Origin of the sequence: Pseudomonas sp. P7548 (assembly GCF_013386585.1) — a bacterium.
In the GTDB taxonomy this organism is placed as follows: Bacteria; Pseudomonadota; Gammaproteobacteria; order Pseudomonadales; family Pseudomonadaceae; genus Aquipseudomonas.
The window spans coordinates 1-22,118 of sequence record NZ_JACARO010000022.1 but is presented as its reverse complement, the minus strand read 5'-3'; the positions used below and the strand labels follow the sequence as shown (position 1 = coordinate 22,118).

The window sequence follows — 22,118 nt, the reverse complement described above, 5'->3', positions numbered from 1 at the left end:
TCTGGCGCCTTTGCTTTAAGAGCTTCAAGCGCGGATGTGGTGGAATTGGTAGACACACTGGATTTAGGTTCCAGCGCCGCGAGGCGTAAGAGTTCGAGTCTCTTCATCCGCACCAATCAAGCTTTACTTGGCCTTCGGGCAGGGTAGGGCCAGACAAGGAAGCTGTTCGAGTTCTTTGTTGATGCAATATGGTGGGCGTAGCTCAGTTGGTAGAGCACAGGATTGTGACTCCTGTTGTCGTGGGTTCGATCCCCATCGTCCACCCCATATTCGGAAAAGCGCCAGGTCAATGATCTGGCGCTTTTTTTTGCGTCCCGAAAAGGCTCTGTCGTGCTTACAGAGGTGGGAATGTCCTTGTATGGGCCTGGATTCCTGTCAGGTGGTGATTGACGTCCAGAAAAAAACAAGCATTCTCAATGCCTTGGCGTTAGAATCGTTGCCGGTTTTGAGCGTGTGGAACTGATTCAGGGCTATTTCCGGATCAGTACAGCTATTTAATAGCGAAGACGGCACAGTACCTGGAAACGGGGCTGTGCCGTTTTTGTTTAAGTGTTTCGAGTTTTCAGGGTAGGGCGCTTCGTCGTATTTGTGTGTCTCGATGCTGCCGCCGTACCCGCTGGCCTTGCGTGCAAGTCCAGCGGCCAGGGGCGTGTTTCCAGGCTCTTCTATATATAGAAGGGTTGAGGCAGAGCCCTGGCGTGATGAGCTGTATTTGCTAACGGGATGAGGTGCATGCGTGCACTTGAACCTATAAATGGCCTGCTGTTTTTCTACCCGTTTTCAGTAGGGTGACTTCTTGAGTTTGACCCACTAGAATGCATGCCCTTGATTCTGGGGTCGGAAACGGCCGGCTAACGTCTGTGCAACGAGGAATATCCATGCAAGTTTCTGTTGAAAATACTACTGCCATCGAGCGCCGCCTGAGCATCACCGTTCCGGCAGAGCGTATTGAGACTGCGGTCAACAAGCGTCTGCAGCAGACTGCCCAAAAGGCCAAGATCGCTGGTTTCCGTCCAGGCAAAGTGCCAATGACCGAAATCAAGCGCCGTTTCGGTGCCGATGCGCGCCAGGAAGCGATTGGTGACGTGATCCAGGCTTCCTTCTACGAAGCCGTTGTCGAGCAGAAGCTGAACCCGGCTGGCTCGCCTTCGATCGAGCCTAAGTCCCTGGAAGCTGGCAAGGACCTGGAATACGTTGCCGTATTCGAAGTGTTCCCAGAGTTCGAAGTTGCCGGTTTCGACGGTATCGCCGTAGAGCGCCTGAGCGCTGACGTAGCTGATTCGGACCTGGACAACATGCTGGAAATCCTGCGCAAGCAGAACACCCGTTTTGAAGTGGCCGACCGTGCTGCCCAGAACGAAGACCAGCTGAACATCGATTTCGTTGGCAAGGTTGACGGCGAAGCATTCGCTGGCGGCTCCGCCAAGGGCACTCAACTGGTGCTGGGTTCCAACCGCATGATCCCTGGCTTCGAAGACGGCCTGCTTGGCGCCAAAGCCGGCGAAGAGCGCGTTCTGAACCTGACTTTCCCAGCTGACTACCAGAACCTGGACCTGGCTGGCAAAGCCGCCGAGTTCACCGTGACCGTCAACAGCGTTTCCGAGCCTAAGCTGCCTGAGCTGAACGAAGAGTTCTTCGCTCAATTCGGCATCAAGGAAACCGGTATCGAAGGCTTCCGCACCGAAGTTCGCAAGAACATGGAGCGCGAGCTGCGCCAGGCCATCAAGTCCAAGGTCAAGAACCAGGTCATGGACGGTCTGCTGGCCGCCAACCCGATCGAAGTGCCTAAGGCCCTGCTGTCCAACGAAGTGGATCGCCTGCGCGTTCAAGCGGTTCAGCAGTTCGGTGGCAACATCAAGCCTGACCAACTGCCGGCCGAGCTGTTCGAAGAGCAAGCCAAGCGCCGCGTTGTGCTGGGCCTGGTCGTGGCTGAAGTGGTCAAGCAATTCGACCTCAAGCCTGACGAAGATCGCGTTCGCGAAATGATCCAGGAAATGGCTTCGGCCTATCAGGAGCCTGAGCAGGTCGTGGCTTGGTACTACAAGAACGACCAGCAACTGAACGAAGTACGTTCGGTTGTGCTGGAAGAACAAGTTGTGGATACTGTTCTGCAGAAGGCTAAGGTGACCGATAAAGCGGTCTCTTACGAAGAAGCAGTCAAACCGGCGGAAGCAGCACAAGCCGACTGATTGTCCAACTCGTTGGAAATTCAACCATAAGCCAGCCTCGCGCTGGCTTATGCGTTTTCAAGACATGACTATTTGGGAGTAACTGCAGAGCATGTTCCGTAATTCCTATATTCAGCAGAACTCTGATATCCAGGCCGCTGGCGGCCTGGTCCCGATGGTTGTAGAGCAGTCCGCTCGTGGCGAACGCGCCTACGACATCTACTCGCGCCTGCTCAAGGAGCGAGTGATCTTTCTGGTTGGCCCCGTAGAGGACTACATGGCCAACCTGATCTGTGCGCAGCTGCTGTTCCTTGAAGCCGAAAACCCGGACAAGGACATCCATCTCTACATCAACTCCCCAGGCGGTTCGGTCACTGCAGGCATGTCGATCTACGACACCATGCAGTTCATCAAGCCGAACGTGTCGACCACCTGCATCGGCCAGGCGTGCAGCATGGGCGCATTCCTGCTGACCGCAGGTGCCGAAGGCAAGCGTTTCTGTCTGCCCAACTCGCGCGTGATGATTCACCAGCCACTGGGCGGTTTCCAGGGGCAGGCGTCGGACATCGAGATCCACGCCAAGGAAATCCTGTTCATCCGCGAGCGCCTCAATACATTGATGGCCAAGCACAGCGGGCGCACCCTGGAAGAAATCGAGCGCGACACCAATCGCGACAACTTCATGAGTGCCGAAGCTGCCAAGGCATACGGCCTGATCGATGAAGTGATTACCCAGCGCCCCGCTTAATATAAGCCGCTCAAAATAGGGCTGGTCGGCGTGTCCGACCACTGGCGGGCTTGAAAAAGCCCGCATAAGCCTTCATCTTGTGTTGCAAGCCTATCGGATTTGGATCGAACGAATGACTGACACCCGCAACGGCGAGGACAACGGCAAGCTGCTCTATTGCTCCTTCTGCGGCAAAAGCCAGCATGAAGTACGCAAATTGATTGCCGGCCCCTCGGTGTTTATCTGCGACGAGTGCGTCGACCTGTGCAATGACATCATCCGTGAGGAGGTGCAGGAAGCCCAGGCCGAGAGCAGTGCGCATAAATTGCCTTCGCCTAAAGAAATCAGCGGCATCCTTGACCAGTATGTCATTGGTCAAGAGCGTGCAAAGAAGGTTCTGGCCGTAGCGGTGTACAACCACTACAAGCGCCTGAACCAGCGTGACAAGAAAGGCGACGAAGTTGAACTCGGCAAGAGCAACATCTTGCTGATCGGTCCTACAGGCTCGGGTAAAACCCTGCTTGCAGAAACCCTCGCTCGCCTGCTGAACGTTCCGTTTACCATCGCCGACGCCACCACCCTCACCGAGGCTGGCTACGTGGGTGAGGACGTCGAGAACATCATTCAGAAGCTGCTGCAGAAGTGCGACTACGACGTAGAGAAGGCCCAGATGGGTATTGTCTACATCGACGAAATCGACAAGATCTCGCGCAAGTCCGACAACCCGTCGATCACCCGGGACGTTTCCGGTGAAGGCGTGCAGCAAGCCCTGTTGAAACTGATCGAAGGCACGGTCGCTTCCGTACCGCCACAAGGCGGCCGCAAGCACCCGCAGCAGGAATTCCTTCAGGTTGATACACGCAACATCCTGTTCATCTGTGGCGGTGCGTTCTCGGGTCTGGAAAAAGTTATCCAGCAGCGCTCCACCCGGGGTGGCATCGGCTTCAGTGCCGAAGTGCGCAGCAAGGAAGAAGGCAAGAAGGTGGGCGAGTCCCTGCGTGAAGTCGAGCCTGACGATCTGGTCAAGTTCGGTCTGATCCCGGAATTCGTTGGCCGTCTGCCGGTCCTGGCCACGTTGGACGAATTGGATGAGGCGGCTTTGATCCAGATCCTCACCGAGCCGAAAAACGCCCTGACCAAGCAATATGCCAAGCTGTTCGAGATGGAAGGCGTGGACCTCGAGTTCCGCACCGACGCCCTGAAGTCCGTGGCCAAGCGGGCGCTGGAGCGCAAGACCGGTGCACGTGGCCTGCGTTCGATCCTCGAAGGCGTTTTGCTCGACACCATGTACGAAATCCCCTCGCAGTCCGAGGTGAGTAAAGTGGTGATCGACGAAAGCGTTATAGAAGGCAAGTCCAAGCCACTGTATATCTACGAAAACAGTGAGCCGGCTGCCAAGGCTGCACCGGACGCGTAAGCGTTTTGCAGTCGCAGAGCAAGCAAGGGGCCTTTCGGGGCCCCTTGTTTTTTGGGGCGGTTTTTTAATTAGCGTTGATTCATGCGTTTAACTGCTGGCATTGCGCTTGTTTTTTTTGCATGCAGCCCCCATCTTGGTTTCAAGCTTATTTTTCATCTGTCATAGAGGCGAAATCATGAAGACCACCATCGAATTGCCTCTCCTGCCGTTGCGTGATGTCGTCGTCTATCCGCACATGGTTATCCCGCTGTTCGTGGGGCGCGAGAAGTCTATCGAAGCCCTCGAGGCCGCGATGACGGGCGACAAGCAGATCCTGCTGTTGGCCCAGAAGAATCCTGCTGATGATGATCCAGGCGAAGACGCCTTGTATCGCGTCGGCACCATTGCCACTGTCCTGCAATTGCTCAAGCTGCCTGATGGCACCGTCAAGGTGCTGGTAGAAGGCGAGCAGCGGGGCGCCGTGGAGCGTTTCATGGAGGTGGATGGCCACCTGCGCGCCGAGGTGGCGCTGATCGACGAAGTCGAAGCCCCTGAGCGCGAATCCGAAGTGTTTGTTCGCAGCCTGCTCTCGCAGTTCGAGCAGTATGTGCAGTTGGGCAAGAAAGTCCCGGCTGAAGTCCTGTCCTCCCTCAACAGCATCGATGAACCAAGCCGCCTGGTCGACACCATGGCCGCGCACATGGCGCTGAAGATCGAGCAGAAGCAAGACATCCTCGAAATCATCGACCTGTCGGCCCGTGTCGAGCACGTGCTGGCCTTGCTGGATGCCGAAATCGACCTGCTGCAGGTTGAGAAGCGCATCCGTGGTCGCGTCAAGAAACAAATGGAACGCAGCCAGCGCGAGTACTACCTGAATGAGCAGATGAAGGCCATTCAGAAGGAACTCGGCGACAGCGAGGAAGGCCACAACGAAATCGAAGAGCTGAAAAAGCGCATCGATGCCGCGGGCCTGCCCAAAGACGCCCTGACCAAGGCCACCGCCGAGCTGAATAAGCTCAAGCAAATGTCGCCGATGTCGGCCGAAGCCACCGTGGTGCGCTCCTACATCGACTGGCTGGTGCAGGTGCCGTGGAAGGCCCAGACCAAGGTGCGCCTGGACCTGGCGCGTGCCGAGGATATTCTCGACGCCGATCACTACGGCCTTGAAGAAGTCAAAGAACGCATCCTCGAATACCTCGCCGTGCAAAAGCGCGTGAAGAAGATTCGTGGCCCGGTATTGTGCCTGGTGGGTCCGCCGGGTGTGGGTAAAACTTCCCTGGCCGAGTCCATTGCCAACGCCACCAACCGCAAATTCGTGCGCATGGCCCTGGGTGGTGTGCGTGATGAAGCGGAAATTCGTGGTCATCGCCGTACTTACATCGGTTCGATGCCAGGAAGATTGATTCAAAAGATGACAAAGGTTGGCGTGCGCAACCCGCTGTTCCTGCTCGATGAAATCGACAAGATGGGCAGCGACATGCGTGGCGATCCAGCGTCGGCGTTGCTGGAAGTGCTCGATCCTGAGCAGAACCACAATTTCAACGACCATTACCTGGAAGTCGACTACGACCTTTCCGACGTGATGTTCCTGTGCACCTCCAACTCCATGAACATTCCGCCAGCACTGCTGGACCGGATGGAGGTGATTCGTCTGCCGGGTTACACCGAAGACGAGAAGATCAACATCGCCGTCAAATACCTCGCGCCCAAGCAGATTTCGGCCAATGGCCTGAAGAAGGGCGAGATCGAATTTGAGGTCGAGACCATTCGCGACATCGTGCGCTACTACACCCGTGAGGCCGGTGTACGGGGCCTGGAGCGCCAGATCGCGAAAATCTGCCGCAAGGCGGTCAAGGAACACGCACTGGAAAAACGCTTCTCGGTGAAGGTGACAGCCGACTCGCTGGAGCACTTCCTTGGCGTGCGCAAATTCCGCTACGGCCTGGCCGAACAGCAGGATCAGGTAGGGCAGGTCACTGGCCTGGCGTGGACCCAGGTGGGCGGCGAATTGCTGACTATCGAAGCGGCAGTGATCCCTGGCAAAGGCCAACTGATCAAGACCGGTTCACTGGGTGATGTGATGGTCGAATCCATTACCGCCGCGCAGACCGTGGTGCGCAGCCGCGCGAAGAGCCTGGGGATCCCCCTGGACTTCCACGAGAAGCACGACACTCACATCCACATGCCGGAAGGGGCTACCCCGAAAGACGGCCCTAGCGCTGGCGTAGGCATGTGCACGGCCCTGGTGTCGGCATTGACCGGCATTCCGGTACGCGCTGACGTGGCCATGACGGGTGAAATTACCCTGCGTGGTCAGGTACTGGCGATCGGTGGTTTGAAAGAGAAATTGCTGGCTGCACATCGGGGCGGTATCAAGACCGTGATCATTCCGGAAGAGAATGTTCGCGACTTGAAGGAAATTCCTGACAACATCAAGCAGGATCTTCAGATTAAACCGGTTAAATGGATTGACGAGGTCCTGCAAATTGCGCTGCAATACGCGCCGGAGCCCTTGCCGGATGTGGCTCCGGAGATAGTCACAAAGGACGAAAAACGCGAGTCTGATTCCAAGGAAAGAATTAGCACGCATTAATGCGATTAAGCCTGGTGGCTTCCTTGACAGCTTTTTAGAGCCCTTGTTATAAAGCGGCTCTTAAGTGTCTGTAGGCCATTCAGCACTGGTTTTTGCTTTCACCAAAAAACTTAGAATCATACTCAATAGATATATAAGGGGACTTAGAGTGAACAAGTCGGAACTGATTGATGCTATCGCTGCATCCGCTGATATCCCGAAAGCTGCTGCTGGCCGTGCGCTGGATGCAGTAATCGAATCCGTCACTGGCGCTCTGAAGGCCGGCGACTCCGTGGTACTGGTAGGCTTCGGTACTTTCTCTGTGACTGATCGCCCAGCTCGCACTGGCCGTAACCCACAGACTGGCAAAGCACTGCAAATCGCTGCTGCCAAGAAACCAGGTTTCAAAGCCGGTAAAGCCCTGAAAGAAGCCGTTAACTAAGCTTCGCTCAAGCCTTACCTACCCGGGTCGGACGAAGGTCCGGCCTGGCAGCGGAGCGGCAGCTGACCCAAGTATCCATCGGGTCGCCACGCCGGGGGTGTGGGTTCAAACCCCCGTCCGCTCCGCCAGTTACGAGAAGGCGCATCCTCGGATGCGCCTTTCTTCTATCCGGACTCTACCCACGCTCCACGGTTGCCTAATTTTTGAAGTTCAACCGTTTCTGGGGGACGCATGCTGCAGAATATCAGGGACAATTCACAAGGCTGGATTGCCAAGACCATTATCGGGATCATCGTCGCATTGATGGCGTTTACCGGTATCGAGGCCATTTTCCAGGCTTCGACCAACAACAAGCAGGACGTGGCCAAGGTCAACGGTGAAGAGATCACCCAGACCGAACTGAGCAACGCTGTCGATATGCAACGCCGTCAGCTGATGCAACAGCTGGGCAAGGATTTCGATGCCTCCCTGCTGGACGAAAAGTTGCTGCGCGACGCGGCCCTCAAGGGCCTGATCGATCGCAAACTGTTGCTGCAAGGCGCGGCGGATTCCAAGTTCGGCTTCTCTGAAGCGGCACTGGACCAGGTGATCCTGCAGACTCCGGAATTCCAGGTGGACGGCAAGTTCAACGCCGAACGCTTTGACCAGGTGATCCGTCAGCTGGGTTACAGCCGTATGCAGTTCCGTCAGATGATGACCCAGGAAATGCTGATCGGCCAGGTTCGCGCAGGCATCGCCGGCAGTGGTTTTGTGACTGACGCCGAAGTGCTTGCATTCGCCCGTCTGGAAAAACAGACCCGCGATTTCGCTACCGTCAATCTCAAGGCCAACCCTGCCGCGGTGAAACTCACCGACGATGAGGTCAAGGCTTACTACGACCAGCACGCCAAAGAGTTTATGACCCCGGACCAGGTGGTCATCGACTATCTGGAGCTGAAGAAGTCTTCCTTCTTCGACCAGGTCACCGTCAAGGACGATGAACTGCAAGCGGCCTATCAGAAAGAAACCGCCAACCTCGCTGAACAGCGTCGTGCCGCGCACATCCTGATTGAAGTCAACGACAAGGTCACCGAGGCGCAAGCCAAGGCCAAGATCGAAGAGATCCAGGCACGCCTGGCCAAGGGTGAGAAGTTCGAAGCCCTGGCCAAGGAATTCTCCCAGGACCCGGGTTCGGCCAACAATGGCGGTGACCTCGGTTTTGCCGGCCCTGGCGTCTACGACCCGGACTTCGAAACTGCCCTGTATGCCTTGAACAAGGACCAGGTATCGGCACCGGTACGCACCTCGTTCGGCTGGCACCTGATCAAGTTGCTCGGCGTTGAGGCACCGCAAGTGCCAACGTTCGCCAGCCTGAAAGACAAGCTGACCCGCGAGCTCAAGACCCAACAGGTTGAACAGCGTTATGTCGAAGCGACCAAGCAATTGGAAGACGCGGCATTCGAAGCCTCCGACCTGGCGCAGCCCGCTGCTGACCTGAAACTGACTGTGCACACCTCCGCGCCATTCGGCCGTGAAGGTGGCGAAGGTGTTGCGGCCAACCGTGCCGTGGTGACCGCAGCGTTCAGCCCGGAAGTGCTGGATGAAGGTGCCAACAGCTCGGCCATCGAGCTGGACCCGGAAACCATCATCGTGCTGCGTGCCAAAGAGCACTTGAAGCCAACGCAGCTGCCGCTGGAAAGCGTCTCTGCGGCAATCCGCACCCAGATGACCAAGGAGCGCGCCAGCGCGGCGGCCAAGACCCATGCTGACGAGTTGATCGCCAGCCTGCGTGATGGCAAGACCCCGCTGAACCAGCCGATCGACGGCCAGGCCTGGAAGGTTACCGAAGCGGCTACCCGCAACCAGGAAGCGATTGACCCGGCCGTGCTGCAAGCCCTGTTCCGCATGCCCAAGCCTGCGGCCAAGGACAAGCCGACCTTCACCACCGTGACCCTGGCTGACGGTAGCCTGGTGATCGTACGCTTGAACGGCGTCAACGAAGCGGCTGCTCCTACGGACGAAGAGAAAGCGCAATACCGCCGCTTCCTCGCCTCCCGTATTGGCCAGCAAGACTTCGCGGCGTACCGCAAGCAGTTGGAAGCCAAGGCTGACATCAAGAAGTTCTGATGCACGCCTGAACAAGAAGCCCCCGGCCTGAAAAGACCGGGGGCTTTTTTATGGGCGTCGCGCGGTCTTCAGCGCGCCTGCAAAGGCCAATAACATCAGCAACACCACCGCCCAGGCAAAGGCCGAGACGCCCCAGCCCTGCAGCAACACACCGCCCGCCAACCCGCCACCTGCAATGCCCAGGTTCCACACGGTCACCAGCATCGATTGCGCGGCATCCGCCGACTCGCCGGCCGATTTGGCCAGTGCCGTTTGCAGCAGGGCCGGCAGCCCGCCGAATGCCAGGCCCCACAGCGCCACGGCGAGGTAGATGATCACCGGCTGCTTGATCCAGAACGCCAGCGCCAAGGCGATCAGGCCAAACAGTGTGCAACTGATCAACAGCAGCGTGCGCAGCCATCGATCAATCAACACACCGGCCAGCCAGATGCTTAACAACGCGGCGAGGCCGAACACCAGCAGCACCCGGTCGACATCGGCGGCAATGCCCGCAGGCACCAGCAGCGGGGCGATGTAGGTGTAGAGAATGTTGTGCGCCAGCACGTAGGTAAAGGTCACCCACAACACCGGACGAATACCCGGCAACGCCACTACCTGATGCAGTCCCAGGCGTTTACCCGCCTGTTCGCCGGCGAAGTCCGGAAGTTGCAGGCGCGCCCAGATCAGCAGCAGTAGCGTGAGCCCGGTCATGATTGCAAAACTCAAGCGCCAACCCACGGCCGCGCCGAGAAAGGTGCCAGCGGGCACCCCCAGCGACAGCGCCAACGGAGCGCCGAGCATCGCTACCGCAATTGCGCGGCCTTGCAGGTGGGGCGCCACCATCCGGCTGGCATATCCGGCCAGCAGCGCCCACAGCAGCCCGGCAAACACACCCGCGAAGAAGCGCGCCACCAGGGTCAGCCCGTAGTGACTGGAAAGCGCAGTGACGCTGTTAACCAATGCAAAGCCGCCGATGGCCACCAGCAGTAACGGCCGGCGTCGCCAGCTTCGGGTCAGCAGTGTCAACGGGATGGCCGCCAGCAGTGATCCAAGGGCATACAGGGTGACCAGTTGGCCGACCAGCGCGGGCGACACGCCGAGGCCGTCGCCCATCTGCGGCAGCAGCCCTGCAGGCATGGCTTCGGTGAGGATGGTGATAAACCCGGCGCTCGCCAGGGCGAGCAGGCCGCCCAATGGCAACGTGTCCCGCTGGGTGGTCACGGGAGATTCGGTCAGTGAGGTCATCGCGCTCTATCCAAGCAAAAGGCAAGGCGGCAGAGTAGGGGGCTGTGGTCAACGGAAAAACAGGCTAAGGTTCCGAACTTATCGGACGCCGATGTCCGCAATCAATAAGGACCCTGTCATGGACAGTCTGGGCAGCCTTTCGGTCTTCGTGCAGGTGGCCGAGACTCGCAGTTTTACCGTCGCCGGGCGTGTGCTGGGTGTGTCGTCCTCGGCCATCGGCAAAACCATCGCGCGTATGGAAGAACGCTTGGGTGTGCGTTTGTTTCATCGCAGCACGCGCAGCATCACCCTGACCGGGGAGGGCGCGTTGTTCCTGGAGCGCTCGCGGCGCATCCTGGCAGAGGTCGAGGCTGCCGAGCGTGAGCTCACGGAGGCCAGCGCCACACCCCGCGGCAAATTGCGCATCAGCGTGCCGCAAGTGCGCGGCCTGTTGATGCCGGTACTCAGCGATTTCATGCGCGCCTATCCGCAGATCGAACTGGATGTGGATTTCTCTGACCGCATGGTGGACGTGATCGAAGAAGGGTTCGATGCGGTGATTCGCACCGGCAAGCCCGAAGACTCCCGACTGATGGCCCGTCACCTGGGGCACTATCAATTGGTGCTGGTGGGCACCCCGGCCTACTTTCGTGAGCACGGCATGCCGCAGCAGCCCCAGGATTTGAACAGCCATGCCTGCCTGCGCCACAAGTTCTGCGCGACCGGCAAACTGGAGCCCTGGCCCTTGCGCCTCGAGCCTGGCGCCGCAGAGCCGGTGTTGCGCGCGCCGTTGGTCAGTACCACCGTCGAGTCACTCAACCATGTAGTACACGAAGGCTTGGGCATCGCCTGCCTGCCGGACTATATGGTCAAGCAAGCCGTGGCGGAGGGGCGCCTGCAGCGGGTACTGGACGATTACCTGGAACATCGCGGCAGCTTCTGGATGCTCTGGCCCTCCAGCCGTCATGCCTCGGTCAAACTGCGCGTGTTTATTGAGCATATGTGCGCAGGGTTATTTCCTGCAGGCACCGGTGCGTAGGTCTGTGACGTTTTACCGACAGGAATCCGCGCGCCAAGGCCTCGTTCTGTTGCACAATACCGGCCGGACTGTTTTTCTCAGGATTTTCGATGTCGACATCATTTCACTTGCGTAACCTCGGGTTGGCGCTGGTGCTGGCGGGCGCCGCGGGCTGCTCGTCACCCAAGACCGCTATTTATGAACATGAGAATTTCGACGACTCCGGCACGTTCTCCCGTGATTACCCGGTCAGCGATGCGGCTGCCTGTGAGGCGGCGCGTCGTGCGCTGTTGAGCCAGGGTTACATCATCACCAGCAGCGATCCGAAGTTGGTGGTGGGTAACAAGAGCTTCCAGCAGACCGGCGAAACCCACCTGCAGATCAGTTTCAACGTGGTGTGCGCCAATGATGGCAAGGGCAACAATCACTCGACGATGTTTGCCAACGCCCTGCAGGACCGTTATGCCCTGAAGAAGGTCAACAACTCCGCGAGCCTGGGCGTCGGCGTGTTGGGGTCGGTGTCGATGCCGATCGGCTCCACCGATGATTCGATGGTGAAAGTGGCGAGCGAGACTGTCTCCGCGCCGAAGTTCTACGAACGTTACTTCGCCCTGGTGGATGTGTTCCTGCCGCAGGAAGTGAAGCAGGCCGAACATATTCCCGAGAAGCCCAAGGCCGACCTGGGCGTGCCGGAACCCAAGGCTGCTCCAGTTGCCGAGAAGGTCGAGGCGCCGAAGGAAGAACCCGCCGCACCGGCTGCTCCTGCTGCGTCCGAGCCCGTGGTGCCGCCTGCCGAGCCGGCACCCGTGGTGCCTCACGAGGAGCCTGCTCCGGCACCCGCGCCGACCAATCCAAGCCTGCCGGCGCCGACAGAAGCGATTCCGCCCCTGCCAACGCCTGGGCAGTGACTCAGACCGCTACGGGGTCGGCCTTGTCGACGTCGATCCCGTAGCGGCTGATGGCTTCACCCACCTTATCCCGGCCAATCACGCCGTCATCCGCCAGGGCCTTCAGCGCCGCCAGCACGATGAAGTGCCGGTCCACTTCAAAGAACGCGCGCAAGGTTTCCCGGGTGTCTGATTGCCCGAAACCGTCGGTGCCCAGCGCCACAAATCGGCGGCCGTTGACGAAGGGGCGAATCTGGTCGACGAACAGCTTCATGTAGTCCGTCGCCACCACCACCGGCCCAGGCTGGCCGGCCAGGCACTGCTCCACGTAACTCGCACGCGGCTCGCTGTGCGGGTGCAGCAGGTTCCAACGTTCCACCTGGTGCCCGTCACGGCGTAACTCGGTAAGGCTGGTCACGCTCCACACATTGCTGCGTACGGCAAAATCCTTTTCGAGCAATTCGGCGGCGGCGATCACCTCCCGCAGAATCGAGCCGCTGCCCATCAACTGCACCTGTGGCTGTTGGCTGGCTGTCAGCCTGTACATACCCTTGAGGATGCCTTCCTCGACACCTTCGGGCATGGCCGGGTGTGGGTAGTTCTCGTTGAGCAGGGTGATGTAGTAGTAAATGTCCTCCTGTTCGACGTACATGCGCCGCATGCCTTCGCGAATGATCACCGCCAGCTCGTAGGCATAGGTCGGGTCATAGGACACGCAGCACGGAATCACCGACGACAGGATATGGCTGTGGCCGTCGTCATGCTGCAAGCCTTCGCCCATCAGCGTGGTACGCCCGGCCGTGGCCCCCAGCAGGAAGCCACGGGCCCGTGCGTCACCGGCCGCCCAGGCCAGGTCGCCGACACGCTGGAAGCCGAACATCGAATAGAAAATGTAGAACGGCACGGTCATCAGGCCGTGGTTGCTGTAGGACGTACTCGCTGCGATCCACGAGGAAATGGCGCCGGACTCGTTCAGGCCTTCCTGCATGATCTGCCCGTCTTTGCTCTCTTTGTAGTAGCTCAGTTGCCCGGCGTCTTGTGGGGTGTAGAGCTGGCCGACGGCAGAATGGATGCCGATCTGGCGGAACAGGCTTTCCATGCCGAAGGTACGCGATTCATCCGGCACGATGGGCACGATCAGCTTGCCCAGGCTGGGGTCTTTGAGCAGGGTGCCGAGGATGCGCACAAACGCCATGGTGGTGGAGATCGCGCGTTCGCCGGTGTCCTTGAGTTGGGTGGTGAACGCGCTCAGTTCGGGAATCTGCAACGGCTCGACGGCGCTATGACGCGCCGGTACGTAGCCACCCAACGCCTGGCGGCGTGCCGCGAAGTAGCGCGCTTCTTCGCTGTCGGGCGCTGGCTTGAGGTAGGGGATCTGGTCGAGCTGGTCGTCCGCCACGTCCAGGTCGAAGCGGTCGCGAAAGGCCCTGACGGCGTCGGCGCCCATCTTCTTGAGCTGGTGGTTGATGTTCTGGCCTTCGCCGGCTTCGCCCATGCCGAAGCCCTTGACCGTTTTCGCCAGGATCACCGTCGGCTGGCCTTTGTGGCGCATGGCAGCCGCGTAGGCGTTGTAGACCTTGTCCGGGTCATGCCCGCCCCGTGAGAGCTTCCAGATATCGTCGTCGGACATATCGGCGACCAGTGCCAGCAACTCGGGGTATTTGCCGAAGAAATGTTCGCGCACATAAGCGCCGTTCTGCGACTTGTAGTTCTGATAGTCGCCGTCGACGCATTCCATCATGCGTTGGCGCAGCAGGCCGCTCTTGTCCTTTTCCAGCAGCGCATCCCAGCCGCCGCCCCAGATCACCTTGATCACATTCCAGCCGGCGGCGCGGTACAGGCTTTCGAACTCCTGGATCACCTTGGCATTGCCGCGCACGGGGCCGTCCAGGCGTTGCAGGTTGCAGTTGACCACGAAGATCAGGTTGTCGAGTTTCTCGCGCCCGGCCAGGGAGATGGCGGCCAGGGATTCCGGCTGGTCCATTTCGCCGTCACCGAGGAAGGCCCACACCTTGCGGCCCTGGTGCGGCTTGAGCGCACGCAGTTCCAGGTAGCGCATGAAGCGCGCCTGGTACGCCGCAGTGATCGGCCCCAGGCCCATGGACACGGTGGGGAACTGCCAGAAGTCCGGCATCAGCCGAGGGTGAGGGTAGGACGACAAGCCCTCGCCACCGGCTTCGCGGCGGAAGTTATCCAGCTGTGCCTCGCTGATGCGCCCCTCAAGGTACGCGCGTCCGTAAATGCCTGGGGAGGAGTGGCCCTGGATATACACCAGGTCGCCGTCGAACGTGTCGGTGCGGCCACGGAAGAAATGGTCAAAGCCTACGTCGTACAGCACGGCGGCTGACGCGTAGGTCGCGATATGCCCACCCACGCCTGAGTGTTTGCCAGCGCGCAACACCATGGCCATGGCGTTCCAGCGGATAAACGCGTTGGTACGGCGCTCGATGGCCAGGTTGCCGGGGTAGGGCAGTTGGCGTTCGAGCGCGATGGTGTTGACGTAGGGCGTGGTCACCCGCCCGTGGAAGTCGCCATGCCGCGCTACGTCGAAATCCAGCAACTGATCAATCAGGTAGTGCGCACGCGGGCGGCCTTCGGTGGACAGCACCGATTCGATGGACTCCAGCCATTCGCGGGTTTCCTGTGGATCGTTGTCCGGTCTTACTGCGTGATTCGTGGTCATGTGCGGCTCCAGGGTAGGCAGATTTCAAGCGGCAGGCTCTTTGTGGGAGTGCTGCAAAAGTAATTGCAATTGCAACTACATGCCGGAATCTAGCGCGGGATGAGGTACTATTGCAACCTTCTTGAAAACCCCCGGATGGTGTTGCATGTCGTCGAAAGAGCCTGATGTCTGGTTTCGTTTTGTCAGGGCCCACAGGACGGTCATCCGTGAGATCGAACGCCGCCTGGCCGAGGCTGGCCTGCCGCCCTATGCCTGGTATGACGCCTTGTGGGGCCTGGAAAGCGGCCCCGACGGCACCCGCCGCATGCACGAATTGGCCGATGTGCTGGCGATCGAGCGCTATAACCTGACCCGGCTGGTAGACCGCCTGGAAAAGGACGGCCTGGTGGTGCGTTCACGTTCCGAGGGTGATGGCCGTGCGGCGTTTGCCTCGATCACCGACGCTGGCCGGGTGTTGCGTAAAAAGATGTGGAAGATCTACGAAAGCACCGTGGATGAGCTGTTTCTCTCGCAGATCGAGCCGGAGCAGCGCCAGCTGTTTGCCGACACCCTGGAGCGCACGGCGGGGTTGGCGATGGAGGCAGGTGTGCAGCCCAGGACCCGGCGCAAATCCTGACCCCGGTGGAGATCCACTGTGGGAGCAGGCAAGCCAGCTCCCACAATTAACCGCATTCCAGTTCATTCGAGGGGATACCGGGCCATCGCTGTTTCCACCTGCTGAAGATCAATGCACCCTTCATTCGCCAGCGCCCGAAGCGCCGACACCACGATCCAATACCGGCTCGGCGCCGACACCTGTACCGTCCCCGCGCCCAGCGCGACAAACCGGGCATCCACATACCCGGCCAACTGATCGACAATCGCCTGCGGGTAGCCGGTCACGGCTATCACTGGACCCTGGCTGTCACCAAGGCAATCGCGCAAATGGCAGCCCTGCCTGGGCGCTGTAGGATGCAAGCGGTTCCACCGCTCGGCCGCCGCCGCTTCGCGGGCCAGGCGGGTATAGCTGGGGCAACTCCACACCTGCGCCGAAATATTCCAATCCTGTTTGAGCAATTGCGCAGCGTGCATCACCGCTTCCAGCGCCCGGCCGGCGCCGAGCAGTCGCACCTCAGCCGGGCCGTCAGGCGTGATCCGGTACATCCCCTTGAGTGCGCCCTTGCGCTGCCGGGCAGTGAGCGGCATGGAGTACTCATGGTCATGCAGCGCCAGGTAATAAAAACCGGGCATGCCGTCGACATACAGCCGGCGCAGCCCTTCCAGCACAATCGCGCGGGCTTCTTCTGCGCAAGCCGGGTCATACGGGGTGCAATGGGGATGGGTAGAGAGCCACAACGGCAGTGAAGGTTGTGCGCCTTTGGGCCAGGTTGAGAGTTGGTTCTCGATGCTATTGCACAGGATGCCACGCCGCGCCGTCTGGTCCGAGAGTGCGCACAACTGCGCAGAAGACGCGGCACTGTGCAGGTACAACAGCGGTTTTTCCGCGGTGTTGCGCCCGAACCAAACCGGCCAACTGTTCGCACGGCGTGAGTGTGACTGGCCGCGAATCACCCAGGCATGACGGCTGGACTCCAACGTATTGGCCATGGCCATGACGGTAGACAGCGGTGAGTTGCGCGGCTGCCCGGCAGCATTCAATGCATCGATGCAGAGCAGCGCCGAAAGCGCGGTTGAAGCGGGCATGGGTCGAGCCCCTGATGGTGGATGCTCATACCCTAAAGGAAAAACTCATACGATTGCAATTGCAATGATTGCAATAGCGCCTCAAATCGCGAGTGCTAAATCATCCCAACGCTGCTACGTTTATTCTTGAAGTGCAGGAACGTCATGGCGTCGACATTTTTTCGTCATCACGGCACTTTAGGCTGGGTTTGCAGGTCATTTATCTGCAACCGCTTTCAACCTGAAAAGGAGTCCACCATGGACGATTACCAAGAAGAGCTGCTGGAGTACCACGCGTTTGAAATGGATCCACTGGATCCAGCCGACGACGCCACCGAGCTGTAAGACCGACTTCAGGCGGAATGCCGCTGACTGCGGCGAAATTCCCCTGGGGTCTGGTTGTTCCACCGCCTGAACGCCCGTTGAAACGCCTGGGCCGAGGCAAAGCCGAGCAAGTAGGCGATCTCGCCGAACGCCAGTTCCGTGTCGCGAATGTAGGTCATGGCCAGGTCGCGGCGGGTATCGTTGAGAATTGCGCGAAACTGAGTGCCTTCTTCGGCCAGTTTGCGGCGCAGCGTCCAGGTTGGCAGCTTCAAGCGTGCCGCCACCTCTTCCAGGTCGGGTTCCCGGCCGCCATTGAGCATCGGCCCGAGCAACCGGATAATGCGCTCGCGCAGGCTGCGGGTGCGGGTCAACTGCTCCAATTCCCGTTCACATAATTGCAGCAGCATCTGCCAGGTACTGGGGCAGTGCTGGGGGTTGCGCATGGCCAGGGTGTGCTGGCTGAGGCGCAGTTGGTTGGCCTCGGCACCGAAGTGCAGCGGACCATCGCCCAGCACGCTGTAGTCTTCGCTGTAGTCTGGCGCTTCAAACTCGATATCAATGCGCTGTGCCTGCACTGGCTGCTGGGCCAGGCTCGACAACTGGTTTAGCCAGCCGGCGATGATCGAGTCCACCACAAAGCGGTTGTAGGCGTTGTAGGGGCTGATGGAATAGAAGCGCAGCCAGGCGCCTTCGGCATCCTCATGAAAGCTCGATTGCCCGCGATAGTTGGAGCCGTACAACGCCTCGAAACGGGTCAGGGCACGTGCCGCCTCCCGCACGTTGGGCGCCTGGGCGGCCGTTACACCCGCCAGGCCAGCCTGGCTCAGGCGGCTGAGCTGGCCCATGCGCAAACCCAGGCTGGGAGCGCCGGTGAGCTGGATGGCCGCATGGCCCAGGCGCATGTAGCGCGGGATCGACAAACGCGCGCCGGCTTCGGCGAGGCGCGCCGGGTCGAGGCCGTATTGCAGCAGCAGCGGTTGTGGGTCCAGGCCATGGCTGTGGACGGCATCGGCCAGGGCCTGCACGAAGCCGACCGACAGATCCCCCAGGCGTACGGGCTTCACGGTGTCACAACCAGATATTCAGCAAGCGTGCGCCACGGGTGCCGCTGTCGGCGGTGACTTGCCCGTTGCTGCTCAGGAAGCTGTGGCCGGCGGTGCCCAGGTCCCAGAATTGTCCGCGCAGGAACACGCTCATGCCGGCGGTGGCTTGGCTGACCGGCTGTTGGCTGATCAGGGTCAGGCGGCGCCAGGCTTCGCCTTCGCTGAGTTCCTCGGGCTTGAGGCTGATTTCGGTGGGGGTCGAGACACTCTTGAAGCCGCGCCACGGGCGGTCCCAGGTGTCGCGGCCGGTGACGAACGCCGGCACTGCCACCAATTGCGCGCCTTGCTCGTTGAGCTTGCGGTAGTTGTCCGGATACCAGCTGTCGCTGCCAATCAGCACGCCCAGGCGACCGGCCGGCGTATCGACCACGCTGACGATGTTTTCATCACCCGGTTCGATAAACCCGCGCTCGTCGTAGATCGGGTAGAGCTGGCGCTGCGGCTGGCCAACGGGCAGGCCGTCGGTACCGAACACCAGGCTGGCGTTGTACAGCGCGCCATGGCCCACATGCAGTTGGCCGTCTTGAACACTTGGGTTGGGCAAAGCGATGGAGCCGGCCACCAGGGTCACGCCAAATTCCTTGGCCAGGCCGCCGAACAGCGCCTGGTAGTCGCGGGCCATGCCCTTGGCCTTCATGCGCAGGTAGGCGTCGTCGGTACGGTTATCGCCGGTGGCGCCGATCCAGGCACGGGCAAACAGGAACGGGTTGCTGGCCGACAGCCAGTTCATTGCATCTTTAAGGTGGGTGGCCTGGTACAGCTCGTTTTTCTCGCCGCTGAGCATCAGCCAGGTGCCGATGTGCTCGGGCAGCACCACGATGGTTTTCTGATTGATCAGCCCCTGGTCCCGGGCCTTTTGCAGATAAGCCGCGAGCTTCAGGTGCAAGCGTTCAAGGCTCTGGTAGTCGGCCGGGAACAGCTCCGGCTGGATGCCCAGCAAGTTGCCCCGATCGGCCGGTAGGCCTTCATTCACGGCCAGGGTAATGCGCAGGTCCGACAGGTAATGCGCCACGGGGCGCTCCTGGGTCCAGACCAGATACGCGGCGACGGCGGCAACCAGGGCCATGGTGACGGTGAAGGCAAGAAGTTTACGCATGGGGCAACAGACAACAGACCGTGTATAGGGTTCGCCGACTAGGGTAGGGCCCATGGCAGGGCTTGCCAAGGGGCGCTGTGCATTTGGATCAATAACTTGTCAGTTTCAGTCATTGAGCCGTCGTCCAGCGCCTCTTAGTCTGTGGGACATAAACCGATGGCAGGCCATTCGAGCCTGTCACGTCCCGTGATGATCCGTTGTGGAGCTTGACCATGACCGCTGCTGCCTATCCGCACCTGCTGGCCCCGTTGGACCTGGGTTTCACCACCCTGCGCAACCGTACCCTGATGGGCTCGATGCACACCGGCCTGGAAGAAAAACCCGGTGGTTTCGAACGCATGGCCGCCTACTTTGCCGAGCGCGCCCGTGGCGGAGTCGGCCTGATGGTCACCGGTGGCATTGGCCCGAACGATGAGGGCGGGGTGTACGCCGGTGCGGCCAAGCTCACCACCGACGCAGAAGCGCAGAAGCACAAGATCGTGACCCAGGCCGTGCACGAGGCAGGCGGCACGATCTGCATGCAGATCCTCCACGCCGGCCGTTATGCCTACAGCCCCAAGCAGGTGGCGCCCAGCGCGATCCAGGCGCCGATCAACCCGTTCAAGCCCAAGGAGCTGGACGAGGAGGGCATCGAGAAGCAGATCCAGGATTTCGTCACCTGCTCGTTGCTGGCCCAGGTGGCCGAGTACGACGGCGTCGAAATCATGGGCTCCGAAGGCTATTTCATTAACCAGTTCCTCGCCGCCCACACCAACCATCGCACCGACCGTTGGGGCGGCAGCTACGAAAATCGCATGCGCCTGGCGGTGGAAATCGTGCGCCGCGTGCGCGAGGCCGTGGGCCCGAATTTCATCATCATTTTCCGCCTGTCGATGCTCGACCTGGTGGAGGGTGGCAGCACCTGGGAAGAGATCGTGCAGTTGGCCAAGGCCATCGAGGGCGCCGGCGCGACGATCATCAACACCGGCATCGGCTGGCACGAAGCGCGAATCCCGACCATCGCCACCAAGGTGCCGCGTGGCGCATTCAGCAAAGTCACCGCCAAGTTGCGCGGTGCGGTGCAGATCCCTTTGATCACCACCAACCGTATCAACACCCCGGAAATCGCCGAGCAGATCCTCGCCGAGGGCGACGCCGACATGGTGTCCATGGCGCGGCCGTTCCTCGCCGACCCGGCGTTCGTCAACAAGGCGGCGGCCGGGCGTGCCGATGAAATCAACACCTGCATCGGCTGCAACCAGGCCTGCCTGGACCACACCTTCGGCGGCAAGCTGACCACCTGCCTGGTCAACCCTCGGGCGTGCTACGAGACCGAGCTGAACTACCTGCCGGTCAAGCAGATCAAGAAAATCGCGGTGGTCGGTGCGGGGCCTGCGGGCCTGGCGGCGGCGACGGTGGCAGCGGAGCGCGGTCACCAGGTGACGTTGTTCGATTCGGCCAGCGAAATCGGCGGCCAGTTCAACATCGCCAAGCGCGTGCCGGGCAAGGAGGAGTTCTTTGAAACCTTGCGGTATTTCAAGCGCAAATTGCAGACTACCCATGTCGAGCTGTGCCTCAACACCCGCGTGGATGTGGAGCAATTGGCGGCCGGTGGGTATGACGAAATCATCCTGGCCACCGGTATTGCCCCGCGAACGCCGGCGATCCCGGGTATCGAGAACGCCAAGGTGCTGAGCTACCTGGACGTGATCCTGGAGCGCAAGCCCGTGGGCAAGCGCGTGGCCGTGATCGGCGCTGGCGGTATCGGTTTTGACGTGTCGGAGTTCCTCGTGCACCAGGGCGTCTCCACCAGCCTGGACCGTGACGCGTTCTGGAAAGAGTGGGGCATCGACACCCAACTGCAGGCCCGTGGCGGCGTGGCCGGCATCAAGCCGCAGCCGCACGCACCGGCGCGTGAGGTGTTCTTGCTGCAACGTAAGACCTCCAAGGTGGGTGATGGCCTGGGCAAGACCACCGGCTGGATCCACCGCACCGGCCTCAAGAACAAACAGGTGCAGATGCTCAACAGCGTCGAATACCTGAAGATCGACGACGAAGGCCTGCATATCCGCATCGGCGCCGAAGGCGAGCCCCAGGTGCTGGCGGTGGACAACATCATCATCTGCGCCGGCCAGGACCCGCTGCGCGAACTGCAGGATGGCCTGGTTGCCGCCGGCCAGAACGTGCACCTGATCGGCGGTGCCGACGTGGCCGCCGAGCTGGACGCCAAGCGCGCCATCAACCAGGGCTCGCGCCTCGCCGCCGAGCTGTAAAAGCCGAAGAGGGGTGGTGTTAAACTACTGCCCCTTTTTTCATGCAGATGTTCCCCGATGGGTCCGTTCGATTGGCTTCCCCAGGCACCGCTTGAGCCCTTGCAGTTGGACTGGCTCAGAGGTGTCGAGCTGGCGGTGCTGCGCCTGGACCGCATCGATCCGCTGATCAGCGGCAACAAGTGGTTCAAGCTCACCGGGCACCTGGCCCAGGCGCAAGCCGCCAGCGGCCTTATCAGCTTGGGCGGCGCTTACTCCAATCATCTGCACGCCGTGGCGGCAGCGGGGAAACGCTTTGGGTTTCCCACTGTCGGCCTGCTGCGCGGCCACCCGCAAGACACCCCCACCGTTCTCGATCTGAAAGCCTTTGGCATGCAACTGCATTGGCTCGGTTATGGCGGCTATCGCGCGCGCCATGCGCCGGGTTTCTGGGCTCCTTGGCGAGAGCAGTATCCGGATTTTCATCCTGTGCCCGAAGGGGG

Annotated in this window: 16 protein-coding genes, 2 tRNA genes and 1 pseudogene; 14 read left to right on the top strand and 5 right to left on the bottom strand. The window is 60.4% G+C overall.

Annotation, left to right across the window (positions count from 1 at the left end):
• Window positions 1-30: 30 nt before the first annotated feature.
• The 8 genes from HX803_RS12105 (at window position 31) to HX803_RS12070 (ending at window position 9,411) form a co-directional block, all read left to right on the top strand.
• Window positions 31-115, top strand: a tRNA-Leu gene (locus tag HX803_RS12105).
• A 76-nt stretch (window positions 116-191) separates the two neighbouring features.
• Window positions 192-267, top strand: a tRNA-His gene (locus tag HX803_RS12100).
• Window positions 268-878: 611 nt separating this feature from the next.
• Window positions 879-2,189 (top strand): trigger factor, encoded by a 1,311-nt coding sequence (gene tig, locus HX803_RS12095; protein ID WP_178920845.1) that lies wholly within the window; start codon window positions 879-881, stop codon window positions 2,187-2,189.
• A 91-nt stretch (window positions 2,190-2,280) separates the two neighbouring features.
• A complete protein-coding gene (clpP, locus tag HX803_RS12090; protein WP_017129550.1) occupies window positions 2,281-2,916 on the top strand; it encodes an ATP-dependent Clp endopeptidase proteolytic subunit ClpP in 636 nt (211 codons plus the stop codon).
• A gap of 112 nt (window positions 2,917-3,028) precedes the next feature.
• The gene (gene clpX / locus HX803_RS12085; protein ID WP_010209414.1) at window positions 3,029-4,312 is read left to right on the top strand and encodes an ATP-dependent Clp protease ATP-binding subunit ClpX; all 1,284 of its coding nucleotides are present in this window, start codon (window positions 3,029-3,031) and stop codon (window positions 4,310-4,312) included.
• 175 nt (window positions 4,313-4,487) lie between these two features.
• Complete coding sequence (gene lon, locus HX803_RS12080) at window positions 4,488-6,884, top strand: endopeptidase La (protein ID WP_178920843.1); 2,397 nt, start codon at window positions 4,488-4,490, stop codon at window positions 6,882-6,884.
• A gap of 148 nt (window positions 6,885-7,032) precedes the next feature.
• Entirely contained in the window at window positions 7,033-7,305 is a 273-nt protein-coding gene (locus HX803_RS12075) for an HU family DNA-binding protein (protein ID WP_003174819.1), read from the top strand.
• A gap of 231 nt (window positions 7,306-7,536) precedes the next feature.
• Window positions 7,537-9,411 (top strand): SurA N-terminal domain-containing protein, encoded by a 1,875-nt coding sequence (locus HX803_RS12070; RefSeq protein ID WP_178920841.1) that lies wholly within the window; start codon window positions 7,537-7,539, stop codon window positions 9,409-9,411.
• 48 nt (window positions 9,412-9,459) lie between these two features.
• Here HX803_RS12070 and HX803_RS12065 read toward each other — a convergent pair whose 3' ends face one another.
• A complete protein-coding gene (locus tag HX803_RS12065) occupies window positions 9,460-10,635 on the bottom strand; it encodes an MFS transporter (RefSeq protein WP_178920839.1) in 1,176 nt (391 codons plus the stop codon).
• Between the two features lie 118 nt (window positions 10,636-10,753).
• Between HX803_RS12065 and HX803_RS12060 the strand changes: the two genes are divergently transcribed.
• Together HX803_RS12060 and HX803_RS12055 are read left to right on the top strand one after the other, a co-directional pair.
• Complete coding sequence (locus tag HX803_RS12060; protein ID WP_178920837.1) at window positions 10,754-11,653, top strand: LysR substrate-binding domain-containing protein; 900 nt, start codon at window positions 10,754-10,756, stop codon at window positions 11,651-11,653.
• An 89-nt stretch (window positions 11,654-11,742) separates the two neighbouring features.
• Window positions 11,743-12,540, top strand: a complete 798-nt coding sequence (locus HX803_RS12055) for a DUF2242 domain-containing protein (RefSeq protein ID WP_178920835.1) — start codon at window positions 11,743-11,745, stop codon at window positions 12,538-12,540.
• A 1-nt stretch (window position 12,541) separates the two neighbouring features.
• Here the strand turns inward: HX803_RS12055 and aceE are convergent, their stop codons facing one another.
• Window positions 12,542-15,202 (bottom strand): pyruvate dehydrogenase (acetyl-transferring), homodimeric type, encoded by a 2,661-nt coding sequence (gene aceE / locus HX803_RS12050; RefSeq protein ID WP_178920833.1) that lies wholly within the window; start codon window positions 15,200-15,202, stop codon window positions 12,542-12,544.
• 145 nt (window positions 15,203-15,347) lie between these two features.
• Here aceE and HX803_RS12045 point away from each other — a divergent pair, with 145 nt between their 5' ends.
• Entirely contained in the window at window positions 15,348-15,818 is a 471-nt protein-coding gene (locus tag HX803_RS12045; RefSeq protein ID WP_178920831.1) for a MarR family winged helix-turn-helix transcriptional regulator, read from the top strand.
• A gap of 62 nt (window positions 15,819-15,880) precedes the next feature.
• Here the strand turns inward: HX803_RS12045 and HX803_RS12040 are convergent, their stop codons facing one another.
• On the bottom strand, window positions 15,881-16,885 hold the full coding sequence (locus HX803_RS12040; RefSeq protein WP_178920829.1) for a pyruvate dehydrogenase: 1,005 nt from the start codon (window positions 16,883-16,885) through the stop codon (window positions 15,881-15,883).
• 144 nt (window positions 16,886-17,029) lie between these two features.
• Between HX803_RS12040 and HX803_RS12035 the strand changes: the two genes are divergently transcribed.
• A complete protein-coding gene (locus HX803_RS12035; protein WP_176998793.1) occupies window positions 17,030-17,209 on the top strand; it encodes a hypothetical protein in 180 nt (59 codons plus the stop codon).
• Window positions 17,210-17,217: 8 nt separating this feature from the next.
• Here HX803_RS12035 and HX803_RS12030 read toward each other — a convergent pair whose 3' ends face one another.
• Both HX803_RS12030 and HX803_RS12025 read right to left on the bottom strand, forming a co-directional pair.
• Window positions 17,218-18,252 carry an AraC family transcriptional regulator gene (locus HX803_RS12030; RefSeq protein WP_178920827.1) on the bottom strand — a complete coding sequence of 345 codons (1,035 nt, stop codon included), beginning with the start codon at window positions 18,250-18,252 and terminating at the stop codon, window positions 17,218-17,220.
• A 4-nt stretch (window positions 18,253-18,256) separates the two neighbouring features.
• On the bottom strand, window positions 18,257-19,387 hold the full coding sequence (locus tag HX803_RS12025) for a carbon-nitrogen hydrolase family protein (RefSeq protein ID WP_178920825.1): 1,131 nt from the start codon (window positions 19,385-19,387) through the stop codon (window positions 18,257-18,259).
• A gap of 212 nt (window positions 19,388-19,599) precedes the next feature.
• On the opposite strand from HX803_RS12025, the gene HX803_RS12020 reads away from it, so the two are divergent.
• Complete coding sequence (locus tag HX803_RS12020; protein WP_178920823.1) at window positions 19,600-21,639, top strand: NADPH-dependent 2,4-dienoyl-CoA reductase; 2,040 nt, start codon at window positions 19,600-19,602, stop codon at window positions 21,637-21,639.
• 57 nt (window positions 21,640-21,696) lie between these two features.
• A pseudogene (locus tag HX803_RS12015) lies at window positions 21,697-22,118 on the top strand (1-aminocyclopropane-1-carboxylate deaminase); the annotation flags it as partial.